At 70.9% G+C, this 13,030-nt stretch carries 11 protein-coding genes and 1 other RNA gene; 10 read left to right on the top strand and 2 right to left on the bottom strand.

Annotated features, from left to right (window positions below; translation table 11 throughout):
* Positions 1 to 20: 20 nt before the first annotated feature.
* The 4 genes from ACFVYR_RS27740 (at position 21) to ACFVYR_RS27725 (ending at position 5,540) form a co-directional block, all read left to right on the top strand.
* Entirely contained in the window at positions 21 to 1,691 is a 1,671-nt protein-coding gene (locus ACFVYR_RS27740; protein WP_384255018.1) for a protein kinase, read from the top strand.
* Positions 1,692 to 1,836: 145 nt separating this feature from the next.
* The gene (locus tag ACFVYR_RS27735) at positions 1,837 to 3,078 is read left to right on the top strand and encodes a serine/threonine-protein kinase (RefSeq protein WP_384255015.1); all 1,242 of its coding nucleotides are present in this window, start codon (positions 1,837 to 1,839) and stop codon (positions 3,076 to 3,078) included.
* A 366-nt stretch (positions 3,079 to 3,444) separates the two neighbouring features.
* Complete coding sequence (gene prfB / locus ACFVYR_RS27730; protein ID WP_055569414.1) at positions 3,445 to 4,551, top strand: peptide chain release factor 2; 1,107 nt, start codon at positions 3,445 to 3,447, stop codon at positions 4,549 to 4,551.
* Between the two features lie 281 nt (positions 4,552 to 4,832).
* Positions 4,833 to 5,540 (top strand): LPXTG cell wall anchor domain-containing protein, encoded by a 708-nt coding sequence (locus tag ACFVYR_RS27725; protein ID WP_384255013.1) that lies wholly within the window; start codon positions 4,833 to 4,835, stop codon positions 5,538 to 5,540.
* Positions 5,541 to 5,675: 135 nt separating this feature from the next.
* Here the strand turns inward: ACFVYR_RS27725 and ACFVYR_RS27720 are convergent, their stop codons facing one another.
* The gene (locus ACFVYR_RS27720) at positions 5,676 to 5,867 is read right to left on the bottom strand and encodes a hypothetical protein (RefSeq protein ID WP_384255011.1); all 192 of its coding nucleotides are present in this window, start codon (positions 5,865 to 5,867) and stop codon (positions 5,676 to 5,678) included.
* Between the two features lie 250 nt (positions 5,868 to 6,117).
* Between ACFVYR_RS27720 and ftsE the strand changes: the two genes are divergently transcribed.
* The 6 genes from ftsE (at position 6,118) to dacB (ending at position 11,818) form a co-directional block, all read left to right on the top strand.
* Positions 6,118 to 6,807, top strand: a complete 690-nt coding sequence (gene ftsE, locus ACFVYR_RS27715) for a cell division ATP-binding protein FtsE (RefSeq protein ID WP_055569411.1) — start codon at positions 6,118 to 6,120, stop codon at positions 6,805 to 6,807.
* Between the two features lie 70 nt (positions 6,808 to 6,877).
* Entirely contained in the window at positions 6,878 to 7,795 is a 918-nt protein-coding gene (gene ftsX, locus ACFVYR_RS27710; RefSeq protein WP_384255007.1) for a permease-like cell division protein FtsX, read from the top strand.
* A gap of 78 nt (positions 7,796 to 7,873) precedes the next feature.
* Positions 7,874 to 9,070 (top strand): S41 family peptidase, encoded by a 1,197-nt coding sequence (locus tag ACFVYR_RS27705; RefSeq protein ID WP_384255005.1) that lies wholly within the window; start codon positions 7,874 to 7,876, stop codon positions 9,068 to 9,070.
* Positions 9,071 to 9,088: 18 nt separating this feature from the next.
* Positions 9,089 to 9,610, top strand: a complete 522-nt coding sequence (smpB, locus tag ACFVYR_RS27700; RefSeq protein ID WP_384255002.1) for an SsrA-binding protein SmpB — start codon at positions 9,089 to 9,091, stop codon at positions 9,608 to 9,610.
* 112 nt (positions 9,611 to 9,722) lie between these two features.
* Positions 9,723 to 10,092, top strand: a transfer-messenger RNA (tmRNA) gene (ssrA, locus tag ACFVYR_RS27695).
* Between the two features lie 130 nt (positions 10,093 to 10,222).
* The gene (dacB, locus tag ACFVYR_RS27690) at positions 10,223 to 11,818 is read left to right on the top strand and encodes a D-alanyl-D-alanine carboxypeptidase/D-alanyl-D-alanine-endopeptidase (RefSeq protein ID WP_384255000.1); all 1,596 of its coding nucleotides are present in this window, start codon (positions 10,223 to 10,225) and stop codon (positions 11,816 to 11,818) included.
* Here the strand turns inward: dacB and ACFVYR_RS27685 are convergent.
* Positions 11,739 to 12,983 (bottom strand): MFS transporter, encoded by a 1,245-nt coding sequence (locus ACFVYR_RS27685; protein ID WP_384254997.1) that lies wholly within the window; start codon positions 12,981 to 12,983, stop codon positions 11,739 to 11,741. The two genes, dacB and ACFVYR_RS27685, sit on opposite strands and share 80 nt — an antisense overlap.
* Between the last annotated feature and the right edge of the window lie 47 nt (positions 12,984 to 13,030).

The raw sequence follows: 13,030 nt of genomic DNA, 5'->3' as shown, positions 1-13,030 counted from the left end.
ACCAGCAGGGAGCGCATGACGTGCGGCCGGTAGGCAGCAAGTACCTGCTCGAGGAGCCGCTCGGGCGCGGCGCCACGGGCACCGTCTGGCGAGCCCGCCAGCGGGAGACCGCGGGCGCCGAGGCGGCCGTTCCCGGCCAGCCCGGCGAGACCGTCGCGATCAAGGTCCTCAAGGAGGAGCTCGCCAACGACGCGGACGTCGTGATGCGCTTCCTCAGGGAGCGTTCCGTCCTGCTCAGGCTCACGCACGAGAACATCGTCCGCACCCGCGACCTGGTCGTCGAGGGCGACCTGCTCGCCCTCGTCATGGACCTCGTCGACGGCCCCGACCTGCACAAATACCTGCGCCAGAACGGTCCGTTCACGCCGGTCGCGGCGGCTCTGCTGACCGCCCAGATCGCCGACGCGCTCGCCGCGAGCCACGCCGACGGCGTCGTGCACCGCGACCTGAAGCCCGCCAACGTCCTGCTCAAGCAGGACGGCCAGGGCATGCACCCGATGCTCACCGACTTCGGCATCGCGCGCCTCGCCGACTCCCCGGGCCTGACCCGCACCCACGAGTTCGTCGGCACGCCCGCGTACGTCGCGCCGGAGTCCGCCGAGGGCCGCCCGCAGACCAGCGCCGTGGACATCTACGGCGCGGGCATCCTGCTGTACGAGCTGGTCACAGGACGTCCGCCGTTCTCCGGCGGCTCCGCGCTCGAAGTCCTGCACCAGCACCTCAGCGCCGAGCCGCGCCGCCCCTCGACCGTCCCGGGGCCGCTGTGGACGGTCATCGAGCGCTGCCTCGACAAGAACCCGGAGCGCCGCCCCAGCGCGGAGAACCTCGCCCGCGGCCTGCGCGCCGTCGCCGAGGGCGTCGGCGTGCACTCCACCCCGGCGCAGATCGCCGCCGCGGAGGGCGTGGGCGCCCTGCTCATGCCGGACCCCGCGCCCGCCCACGTGCCGGACACCCCCGGCGCGGCCGACCCCACGCAGGTGCTGCCGAGCAACGCGGGCTCGTACGACCCGGCCGCGCCGACCAGCGTCATGCGGAGCACCGGCGGGCACGGCCCGGACGCCGACCCGACCTCGGTGCTGCCCACCGGACCCGGCGCCGCCGACCCGACCGCGGTCATGCCGCCCGTCCCGCCGAACGGACCCGGGGCCGACCCGAACGACCCGCATCCCTGGCAGAACCAGATGCGCGCGGCCCGCGACCGCAACGAGCAGACGCAGTACCAGGCGCACCTGGACCCGAACGACGACCCGCTGCGCCGCCGCCCCCAGCGCCAGGTGGCGCGCCCCCAGCAGCCGCCGCAGCAGCGCCCCCAGCAGTACGCGCCGCAGCAGCCGCGCGGGCAGCGGCCCCAGCAGCAGTACGCCCCCGCGCCGCAGCACCACCAGCCGCAGCACCAGCCCCAGCAGTACGCGGCGCCCCCGCAGGCGCCGCAGCCCCAGCAGCCCGCACCGGCGCCCACGCGCGAGCCGCGGCAGCCGCGTCAGCGCAGCGCCAACCCGATGAAGATCCCGGGTCTTGGCTGCCTCAAGGGCTGTCTGTTCACGATCCTCATCCTCTTCGTCGCGAGCTGGCTGGTCTGGGAGTTCAGCCCGCTCCAGGACTGGATCGGCACGACGAAGGGGTACTGGGAGCAGCTGACGGACTGGTACCACACGGTGGGCGACTGGATCGGCAAGGTCGGCGGCAAGTAGCGCCGTCCCCGCCGTGGCAACCCCTGGACCAGTCCGACGAGTCCGGTGATTTGTCGACACCTGCAGAGTGATTTCCGCTCCCGGAGTGAAGGTTGGCGGCAAGGCCGCGTAGTTTTGTCGCCAACACGCATCCGTAGGAGCAGTCTTGACGCGCAAGATCGGCAGCCGGTACACCGCCCACCAGATCCTGGGCCGTGGCAGCGCCGGCACGGTGTGGCTCGGCGACGGACCCGAAGGCCCCGTCGCCATCAAGCTGCTGCGCGAGGACCTGGCGTCCGACCAGGAACTCGTCGGCCGCTTCGTCCAGGAACGGACGGCTCTGCTCAGCCTCGACCACGCGCGCGTGGTGGGCGTCCACGACCTGGTGGTCGACGGCAACGACCTGGCCCTGGTCATGGACCTCGTCCGCGGCACGGACCTGCGCACCCGCCTGGAGCGGGAGCGGCGCCTGGCCCCGGAGGCCGCCGTCGCCATCGCCGCGGACGTCGCCGACGGGCTCGCCGCCGCGCACGCCGCGGGCATCGTGCACCGCGACGTCAAGCCCGAGAACGTCCTCCTGGACATGCAGGGCCCCCTCGGCCCCGGCGGCGCGCACCCCGCCCTCCTCACGGACTTCGGCGTCGCCAAGCTCATCGACTCCCCGCGCCGCACCCGCGCGACGAAGATCATCGGCACCCCTGACTACCTCGCCCCCGAGATCATCGAGGGCCTGCCGCCGCGCGCCGCCGTCGACATCTACGCGCTGGCCACGGTCCTGTACGAGCTCCTCGCGGGCTTCACCCCCTTCGGCGGCGGCCACCCCGGGGCCGTCCTGCGCCGCCACGTCACCGAGACCGTGGTCCCCCTGCCCGGCATCCCCGAGGAGCTCTGGCAGCTCCTCGTCCAGTGCCTGGCCAAGGCGCCCGCGTCCCGCCTGCGCGCCTCCGAGCTCGCCGCGCGCCTGCGGGAGCTGCTGCCGCTGGTCGCGGGGATGCCGCCGCTGGACGTCGACGAACCCGACACGGAGCCGTCGCAGGCCGAGGAGGCGTACGAGGACTCGGCCCCCGAGCCGCGCGAGGCCGCTCCCCGGCGGGGTGCGGTGCCCCTCGTCCCCGGCTCGGCCTCCACCGACTCCAACCGCGACACGCACACGTCCATGCGGGTCCCCGGCCCCGACGAGCTGGCGGGCGGCGCCCGCGGCACGGCCCGCGCGCCCCGTGCCGCAGGCACGGCCCGCCCCGGCTCCGCCAAGCACCGCGTCTCGGCCCGTCGCCGCCGGATCACGCTCGGGGTGGCGGGCGTGGTGCTCGTCGCGGCGGCGGGCGTCGGCACGTGGGCCGCCACGACCGGCGACGACCCGGACTCCCCCCCGACGGAGCCGGGCAACTCGGCCCCCCGCACGCCCTGACCCCCGCGTACGAGTGGTCCACCTCACCCCGCATGTCGTCCGCGTATACGCCGTGGCCGCTCGCGCGGTTCCCCGCGCCCCTGGGTGGTCCGCCTGGGCCGGTATGTCGTCTGCGGGTACGCCGTGGCTGCTCGCGAGGTTCCCCGCGCCCCTGGGTGGTCCACCGCACCCCGCACCCAAGGCGCCGCCCCAGGGGCGCGGGGAACTGCGCGCCCAGCCCCCACGGCCCGCAGGCAGGTCTTCAGGGGCGCGGGGAACTGCGCGACAAGCCCAGCGCCGCCCGCAGGCGAACCCGCGGAGCAGTGGAACCCACCCCCACCGCCCCGCCCCGCAGGGCCCCGTCCCCATAACCGTTACCCTGGATTCGTGGCAGTCGTCGATGTATCCGAAGAGCTCAAGTCCCTCTCCTCGACCATGGAGTCGATCGAGGCCGTCCTGGACCTCGACAAGATGAGGGCCGATATCGCCGTGCTCGAGGAGCAGGCGGCCGCACCGTCCCTCTGGGACGACCCCGACGCGGCGCAGAAGATCACCAGCAAGCTGAGCCACCTCCAGGCGGAGGTCAGGAAGGCCGAGGCGCTCCGTGGGCGCATCGACGACCTCGGCGTGCTGTTCGAGATGGCCGAGGAGGAGGACGACCCGGACACCCGCGCCGAGGCCGAGTCCGAGCTCACGGCCGTCAAGAAGGCGCTGGACGAGATGGAGGTCAGGACCCTCCTCTCCGGGGAGTACGACTCCCGCGAGGCCGTCGTCACGATCCGCGCGGAGGCCGGCGGCGTCGACGCCTCCGACTTCGCCGAGAAGCTCCAGCGGATGTACCTGCGCTGGGCGGAGCGCCACGGCTACAAGACGGAGCTCTACGAGACGTCGTACGCGGAGGAGGCCGGCATCAAGTCGACCACCTTCGCCGTCAACGTCCCGTACGCCTATGGCACGCTCTCCGTCGAGCAGGGCACCCACCGCCTCGTGCGCATCTCGCCCTTCGACAACCAGGGCCGCCGCCAGACCTCGTTCGCCGGTGTCGAGATCCTCCCCGTGGTCGAGCAGACCGACCACATCGAGATCGACGAGAGCGAGCTGCGCATCGACGTGTACCGCTCCTCCGGCCCCGGCGGCCAGGGCGTCAACACCACCGACTCCGCGGTGCGCCTGACCCACCTGCCGACCGGCATCGTCGTCTCCTGTCAGAACGAGCGCTCGCAGATCCAGAACAAGGCGACCGCGATGAACGTCCTCCAGGCGAAGCTCCTCGAGCGCCGCCGCCAGGAGGAGCAGGCGAAGATGAACGCGCTCAAGGGCGACGGCGGCAACTCCTGGGGCAACCAGATGCGTTCGTACGTCCTGCACCCGTACCAGATGGTGAAGGACCTGCGGACGGAGTTCGAGGTCGGCAATCCCGAGTCCGTCTTCAACGGCGAGATCGACGGCTTTCTGGAAGCCGGAATTCGCTGGCGCAAGCAGCAGGAGAAGTAAAAGCCGCCGATAACGGCTTTATCGACAAGGCAACTGCCACCCTTGGGGCGGCAGTTGCCTTTTTCGTCACAGTCACATCTCCGTAGGACGGTCAACACCCCAGATTTCGGACATCGCGCCCGCAACGACCTTGACGCTGCTGTGAAAAGTAGAAAGGCTGGCGCGCGGCATGCGTATTCCTGGGGCGCGTGGGATCTGTGGGGGCTGATCGAATCGCCCCCGGCGAACGCAGCCCCGGACGCTGCCTCTCTGACAATTCAGCTACTGGGGGTAGCAACCAGATGACCAAGAAGACGCGGATCCGTGTCGCGCGGATAGCCGCCGGTGCCGTGATCGCCGCCGGCGCCTCGCTGACCGCCGCGGGAGCCGCTTCGGCCCTCGACGTCGGTGTCGACCTCGGCGGCGTCGGAGTCGGCGCGCACGCCAACGACAGCGGCGTCGGCGTGGACGTGGACGTTCCGGGCGCCGAGAACCCGGAGATCCCGGGGCCGGACGACCCCACGGACGACCCGCCGGTGCCCACCGAGGAGCCCACCAGCCCCGAGGAGCCGACGAACGAGCCGACCGAGCCCACCGAGGACCCGGACCCGGACCCGACGACGCAGCCCACCACCGACCCGACCGACCCGGGGAACGGTGACGGCGGCAACACCGGCAACGGCGGCGACACCGGCAACGGCGGCAACACCGGCAACGGCGGTGACACCGGCAACCACGGCGGCAACGGCACCAACCCCGACGGCGGCTCCGTCCCCGTCGAGCAGGGCAAGGGCAAGGACAGCCTGAACGACACCGGCTCCCAGCCGGTCGAGCAGGGTGGCCACACCGCGGACAGGGCCGCTGACAAGGGCGGCAAGGGCGGCGAGCTCGCCGAGACCGGCGCCGCCGAGACCACGTTCCTGCTGATCGGTGCCGCGACGATGATCGCCGGCGGCATCGGCTTCCGCGTCCTGCCGCGTCTCGTCGGCAACCGCGGCGCCGCCGCCTGAATCAGGCGGTGACGTACGCCACGTACGTGTGAAGAAGGGCCCGGAGCTCGATCAAGCTCCGGGCCTTTCTGTCAGGTCTCTGCCGACGCGTGCGTGCCGTGACGGTTCGTGACCGCCCGGCGCGACGCCGAGCCGCTACGCGGTCTGGTGCGCGAGCAGCGCGACCGCCGCGATCAGCACGACGAGCAGCGCTATCAGCGCCGCGGGATTGAGCCCCGCGAAGGGCCCTTCCTGCTGCATACGGGCGCGACTGGCCCGGCACACGGGGCACCGGCCCTCACTCACAGGCGCTGCGCAGTTCGCGCATACCAACCGATCCAGGGTCATGCGCTTCTCCTCCCGCACAGTCTCAGCCTGCCCAACGCTGAGGGGGACCCAATCGTTCCCCCTACCACTGTGCCAGCTTCCGTGGATTTCGGCGCGCCCCGTCGCCTCCCGACGCCTCCCGGCGCTTTCCGGCGGATCCGTACCCCCGTACTTCCGAGACAATCGGCGCAACTCAGGACGCCGACTGCGCTCGCGCACCGGCTTCGCGTATGGTCACGCTCACCTACCCCCGGCAACCCGTGGTGCATCCGTGATCCGATTCGACAACGTCTCCAAGGCCTATCCGAAGCAGACCCGCCCCGCGCTCAGGGATGTCTCCCTCGAGATCGAGAAGGGCGAGTTCGTCTTCCTGGTGGGGTCATCCGGCTCCGGAAAGTCCACCTTCCTGCGGCTCGTCCTGCGCGAGGAGCGCACCAGCCACGGCCAGGTGCACGTCCTCGGCAAGGACCTCGCGCGCCTGTCCAACTGGAAGGTGCCGCACATGCGGCGCCAGCTGGGCACCGTCTTCCAGGACTTCCGCCTCCTGCCCAACAAGACCGTCGGCGAGAACGTGGCCTTCGCGCAGGAGGTCATCGGCAAGTCCCGCGGCGAGATCCGCAAGTCCGTGCCCCAGGTCCTCGATCTCGTGGGCCTCGGTGGCAAGGAGGACCGGATGCCCGGCGAGCTCTCCGGCGGTGAGCAGCAACGCGTCGCGATCGCGCGCGCGTTCGTCAACCGCCCGAAGCTCCTCATCGCCGACGAGCCGACCGGCAACCTCGACCCGCAGACGTCCGTCGGCATCATGAAGCTGCTCGACCGGATCAACCGGACCGGCACCACCGTCGTGATGGCCACCCACGACCAGCAGATCGTGGACCAGATGCGCAAGCGGGTCATCGAGCTGGAGAAGGGCCGTCTCGTCCGCGACCAGTCGCGCGGCGTCTACGGCTACCAGCACTGACGGTCCCGTCCCCCCGACGGCCCCGTCCCGCTCGTACCGTCTGAACCACCTGATCCACTGAAAGGCCGCCATGCGCGCCCAGTTCGTCCTGTCGGAGATCGGCGTCGGTCTCCGCCGAAATCTCACGATGACCTTCGCGGTCATCGTCTCCGTAGCGCTTTCGCTCGCCCTGTTCGGCGGTTCGCTGCTCATGCGTGACCAGGTGAGCACGATGAAGGGCTACTGGTACGACAAGGTCAACGTCTCGGTCTTCCTCTGCAACAAGGCCGACGCCGAGCAGGACCCCAAGTGCGCCAAGGGCGCCGTCACCAACGAGCAGAAGGACCAGATCCTCCGCGATCTGAAGAAGCTGCCCGTCGTGGACAAGGTCCAGCACGAGTCGGCGGACGAGGCGTACAAGCACTACAAGGAGCAGTTCGGCGACTCACCGCTGTCCAGCTCGCTGACGCCGGACCAGATGCAGGAGTCGTACCGCATCAAGCTCAAGGACCCCGAGAAGTACCAGGTGGTCGCGACCGCCTTCTCCGGGCGCGACGGCGTGCAGTCCGTGCAGGACCAGAAGGGCTACCTGGACAACCTCTTCGGCCTCCTCAACGGCATGAACTGGGCGGCCGTGGCGGTGATGGCGCTGATGCTCGTCGTCGCGCTGATGCTGATCGTCAACACCGTGCGTGTATCGGCGTTCAGCCGCAGACGTGAGACCGGCATCATGCGGCTGGTCGGCGCGTCCAGCTTCTACATCCAGATGCCGTTCATCATGGAGGCCGCGGTCGCCGGTCTCATCGGCGGCGGTGTCGCCTGCGGAATGCTGCTGATCGGCCGGTACTTCATGATCGACCACGGCCTCGAACTCTCGGAGAAGATCAATCTGATCAACTTCATCGGCTGGGACGCGGTCCTGGCCAAGCTGCCGCTGGTGCTCGCGATCGGCCTGCTGATGCCCGCGCTTGCCGCGTTCTTCGCGTTGCGCAAGTACCTGAAGGTGTGACAAGAGCCCTCCGGGTGTCCGGGCGCCGTACGGTTCAACCAGCCGTACGGCGCCCTCCGTTGTCCTAGACTCACCGTCATGTCAGGCCTCGACCGGTTCGCCGATCGGATCTCCGCGCCCCGCCGCATCCGCCGCGGGGCCACGCTGACATTGGTCTTCGCGAGCGTCCTCGCGACGGGGGCCGCCACCGGATCATGGAGCGACGCGGCGGACGACAGCCGGAACGCGCCACCTCCTCCGCTGCGGTCCGACACCGTGCTGTCGTCGGCCGACGGGACCGGCACCGCCGAGAAGGCCGCGGACGCGGCCGCCGAGGCCATGGCCGACGGCAAGTCCGGCAAGAAGGCCGCCGAGGAGGCCGTCAGCCGCAGCGGGGACCGCTGGGGCTCGGTCTACTCCCCGGGGGAGTACCAGGAGTTCGAGAAGGCACTCGGCGGCGGGTACACGGGCGTCGGCCTGTGGGCCCGGCGCACCGCGGAGGGGCGCATCGAGGTCTCCCGGGTCCGCGAGGGCGGGCCCGCCGACCGGGCCGGGCTCCGCGAGGGCGACCGGCTGCGCTCCGTCGACGGCGCGCGCGTCACGGGACGCCCGGTCACGGAGGTCCTCACCCGGCTGCGCGGGAACCGTGCGGGCACCCCGGTCGTTCTCGGCCTGGAGCGCGGCACGCGCGCGTGGCGCGAGACGCTGCACCGGGCCCACCTCTCCACGGACCCCGTCACCGTCACCCAGCTGCCGAGCGGCGCCGTCCTGATCAAGGTCGCGGCGTTCACCAAGGGCTCCGGGGACGCCGTGCGGGACGCGGTGCGCACGGCCCCCGAGAACGCCGGAATCCTTCTCGACCTGCGCGGGAACTCCGGGGGCCTGGTCTCGGAGGCGGTCACGGCCGCGTCCGCGCTGGTCGACGGCGGCCTGGTCGCCACGTACGACGTACGCGGGGAGCAGAAGGCGCTGCACGCCGAGCGGGGCGGCGACACGGACAGACCCCTGGTCGCGCTGGTGGACGGCGGCACGATGAGCGCGGCCGAGCTGCTCACGGGCGCCCTCCAGGACCGCGGTCGCGCGGTCGTGGTGGGCTCGAGGACCTTCGGCAAGGGATCGGTCCAGATGCCGAGCCGTCTGCCGGACGGATCCGTCGCCGAGCTGACCGTCGGCCACTACCGCACCCCGTCGGGGCGCGCGGTGGACGGCCGGGGCATCACGCCGGACCTGGAGGCCGAGGACGGGGCCGAGAAGCGGGCCGAGACAGTATTGACTGGCCTCGGACCCCCCTCGTAGTGCGAAAATGGCCGCACTATGGCGAAGGAAAAGGTAAAGCGCAAGGCCGCGAAGGCCGCTGAGAAGGCCCCTGCCCGCAAGATGGTCGCGCAGAACAAGAAGGCGCGGCACGACTACCACATCCTGGACACCTACGAGTGCGGCCTGGTGCTGATGGGCACCGAGGTCAAGTCGCTGCGGATGGGCCGGGCCTCCCTGGTGGACGGCTTCGTGCACATCGACCGCGGCGAGGCGTGGCTGCACAACATCCACGTCCCGGAGTACGTACAGGGCACCTGGACCAACCACTCCGCCACGCGGAAGCGCAAGCTCCTGCTGCACCGGGCCGAGATCGACAAGCTGGAGTCCAAGTCGCAGGAGACGGGTCACACGATCGTGCCCCTCGCCCTGTACTTCAAGGACAGCCGGGTCAAGGTCGAGATCGCGCTGGCCAAGGGCAAGAAGGAGTACGACAAGCGGCAGACGCTCCGCGAGAAGCAGGACACGAGGGAGACGAGCCGCGCGATCTCGGAGGTGCGGCGCCGGCAGGGCATCGCTTAGCCCGCCCGACAGGAATAGGCTGGCACCGTCGTACGTTGGTCACGTACGATGGGTCTTGCCCCGCTGGTGACGGGGCGCCCGGATCGGAAGATCCACTTTGAAAAATCAACATGGGGATGATCGGTTTCGACAGCGGATGTCGAAGCAGGGGAAGCGTGTCGAGGAAGCGGCAATGATCTCGTAAACCATATGTCGCAAAAAATAATCGCCAACACCAAGCGCGATTCCTTCGCCCTCGCTGCCTAAGTAGCGACTTGCGAAGTGTCAGCCCGGGGCTGTTCCCGACCCGGATCCTGGCATCAGCTAGGGAACTAAACTTCTAGACCCGGTCACGGGGTTTAGAAGGAAATCAAACAGTGGCTGGGCCCGTCGGCGACTTGTTCGCGTGATCGCCGGGGCCGAGAAAATCGCAGCGAACTGCACACGGAGAAGCCCTGATTCTGCACCGTTGGACGCGGGTTCGATTCCCGCCATCTCCACAATTCCCATGTGAGGCGAAAGCCCTCCGGCCACCGGCCGGGGGGCTTTCGTCGTGGATGGCCGTTGTTCGTCGTCGGCCAAGCCGGAGTGGGGTCTGTCGGGACGCCTTCGAGTCGGGGATGCTCCAGGGTCATGAAGAGACCCGTGAGACGCGTCAACACCCGCATGCGCCACTGGATCTGGCCCGCCGTGCTCGCCGTCGCGGCGGCCGGGCTCTCCGCCGGTTCCCCGGCCGGCGCCGACTCCGACCGGTCGGGGCTGCCCGAAGCCATCGACACCATCCTCGGCGACCCGCGCATGGAGGGCGGCGTGGCGAGCGTCGTGATCGCCGACTCCGCGTCCGGCGACGTCCTCTACCAGCACCGCTCCAGCGGGCGCCTGATGCCCGCATCCAACACCAAGCTGCTCACCTCCGCGGCGGCCATGGAGCTCCTCGGCCCCGACCACCGCTTCACCACCGACGTCCTCTCCGACGGCTCCCGGCACGGCCGGACGCTCCGGGGTGACCTGTACCTGCGCGGCACCGGCGACCCGACGACACTCGCCAAGGACTACGGCCAACTCGCCGCGAAGATCGCCGACTCGGGGATCAGGCGGGTCACGGGGCGCCTCGTCGCCGACGACACCCGCTTCGACAGCAGGCGCATCGGTGACACCTGGGCCGGCGACGACGAGTCCTCGTACTACGCCGCGCAGATCAGCGCCCTCAGCGTCGCGCCCGACACGGACTACGACACCGGGACGGTCATCGTCCAGGTGGCACCCGGCGCGCGGCCCGGGGACAGGCCGCGCGTGAGCGTGACGCCGAAGACCGACTACGTGGACATCGACCTGCGGGCGACCACCGTCGCCGGGGGCGGCGCCGACACCGTCGCCGTGGAGCGGCAGCACGGCAAGAACACCATCACCGTCAGCGGCACCGTCCCCGTCGGCGGGGACACCACCAAGGAGTGGGTCACCGTCTGGGAGCCCACCGGATACGCGGCCGACGTCTTCAGGGACGCCCTCGCCGCGCACGGCGTGCGGGTGAGCGGACCGACCAGGACCGGGACCGCCACGCCGAAGCGCGCCCGGCAGCTGGCCTCGCACGACTCCATGCCGCTCAAGGAGCTCATGGTCCCGTTCATGAAGCTCTCCAACAACATGCACGCGGAGAGCCTCACCAAGGCCATGGGGCACCGCGCGACCGGACGCCCCGGGAACTGGGACGACGGCATCGCCGCGATCGGCGGGTACCTGAAGACGGCCGGCGTCGACCCGGGCAGGATCCGTCAGGTCGATGGCTCCGGGCTGTCCCGCAAGGACAACGTCGCGGCCGAGCAGTACATCAGGCTGCTGCGGTCGGTGAAGGGCGAGCCGTGGTTCGCCGACTGGTACGCGTCCCTTCCGGTGGCCTGCGCCCCGGACAAGTTCACCGGCGGCACGCTGCGTTCGCGGATGTGCGGGACTCCGGCGGCCCTCAACGTCCACGCGAAGACGGGGACGCTGACGGGGGCGTCCGCCCTGTCCGGGTACGTCAAGGACAAGGACGGGCGCGAGCTGGTCTTCAGCATCATCCTCAACAACTACCTGCCGTCGTCGGTGAAGGCGCTGGAGGACGCCATCGTGGTCACGCTCGCCTCGTCGACGGGGGACAGGGCCGTCCTGGTCACGCCGCGTTCGAAGCGCGCGTCCGGGCGGGACGGCGGCGAGCTGGAGTGCTCGTGGCGCAAGCCTGCGCGGTGCTGAGCAGCAGCGCACAGCAGGCGGCGGTGACCGGCACTCCGTAGCCCGCGGTGGTGCCCAGGTGCTCCACCGCCCAGCCGCCGCCCGCAGCCCCGCACGCGATGCCCCCGAGGAGGCCGGTCACGGCGAGGGTCATGCCCTCGTTCAGCCGCCCCTCGGGGGTGCGCCGCTGGACCAGCGTCATGCCGGTGACCAGCGTGGGCGCCGTCGCCATCCCGGCGACGAGCAGCGCTCCGGACAGGACGGTCAGCGAGCCCGTCACCACCACGGCGAGCAGGGGCAGCGTCATCATGGCCGCCATCGCGGCGGCACACAGGAGGTGGCGGCGGCCGAGCGGCCCGCTCGGTCTCACGGCTCCGTAGAGGAGGCCCGCGGCGCAGGAGCCCGCGGCCTGCAGGGCGAGGACCACGCCCGCGGCAGCCTTGTGGCCCTGGGAGTCCGCGAAGGCGATGGTGACGACTTCGAGGGAGCCGAAGACGGCACCGGTGGCGAGGAACGCGGCCAGCAGGGCGGGCATCCCGCGCGCGCGGAGGGGCGATTTCGCCTCCGCGGACGTTTTCGTACGTCTCTGGGGCGGGGGTTCCGTCGAGCGCTGGGCGGCGAAGACGAGGACGCCGCTCACCAGCAGGACCATGCCGGTCAACGTGCCGGCCTGGGGGAAGAACGTGCCGCAGAGGAAGGCCGCGAGGACCGGGCCGAGCATGAAGCAGAGCTCGTCGGCGGCCTGCTCGAAGGAGTTGGCGGTGTGCACGGCCTGTGTGTCGTCCTTGAGGAGGTGGGCCCAGCGGGCCCGGGACATGCCTCCCGTGTTGGGGGTCGTGGCCGTGGCGGCGTACGACGCGAAGAGCGTCCAGTCCGGCGCCCCGTAGCGCACGCACAGCAGCAATGAGAGGGAGCCGAGGGCGGCGACGAGGGTGGCGGGGACGGCGACGCGCGCCTGGCCGTGGCGGTCGACGAGCCGCGCCGTCCAGGGCGCGACGACGGCGGTCGCCGCGAGTCCGGTCGCGGTGACGGCGCCGGCCAGGGCGTACGAACCGCGCGCACCGGAGATCATGATGACGGCGCTCACGCTGAACATGCCCATGGGGAGGCGGGCGACGAGGTTGCCGAGGGTGAAGGCGGTGGCGCCGGGTATCGCGAAGAGGCGCGCGTAGGGGTTGCGGGGCATGGAGCCAGCCTCGCCGGGAGAGATCGGCGGGGTCCAACACCTTCTGG

This window comes from Streptomyces sp. NPDC058284 (genome assembly GCF_042881135.1).
Taxonomy (GTDB): Bacteria; Actinomycetota; Actinomycetes; order Streptomycetales; family Streptomycetaceae; genus Streptomyces.
Note: the sequence above shows the minus strand (reverse complement) of the source record. Positions and strands in the feature narration are given on the sequence as shown.

Excerpts from the sequence above, each read along its gene's own strand:
- ACFVYR_RS27725 (WP_384255013.1), top strand. The coding sequence starts at position 4,833 with ATGACCAAGAAGACGCGGATCCGTGTCGCGCGGATAGCCGCCGGTGCC.
- ACFVYR_RS27720 (WP_384255011.1), bottom strand. The coding sequence starts at position 5,867 with ATGACCCTGGATCGGTTGGTATGCGCGAACTGCGCAGCGCCTGTGAGT.
- ftsX (WP_384255007.1), top strand. The coding sequence starts at position 6,878 with ATGCGCGCCCAGTTCGTCCTGTCGGAGATCGGCGTCGGTCTCCGCCGA.
- ACFVYR_RS27705 (WP_384255005.1), top strand. The coding sequence starts at position 7,874 with ATGTCAGGCCTCGACCGGTTCGCCGATCGGATCTCCGCGCCCCGCCGC.
- smpB (WP_384255002.1), top strand. The coding sequence starts at position 9,089 with ATGGCGAAGGAAAAGGTAAAGCGCAAGGCCGCGAAGGCCGCTGAGAAG.
- dacB (WP_384255000.1), top strand. The coding sequence starts at position 10,223 with ATGAAGAGACCCGTGAGACGCGTCAACACCCGCATGCGCCACTGGATC.
- ACFVYR_RS27685 (WP_384254997.1), bottom strand. The coding sequence starts at position 12,983 with ATGCCCCGCAACCCCTACGCGCGCCTCTTCGCGATACCCGGCGCCACC.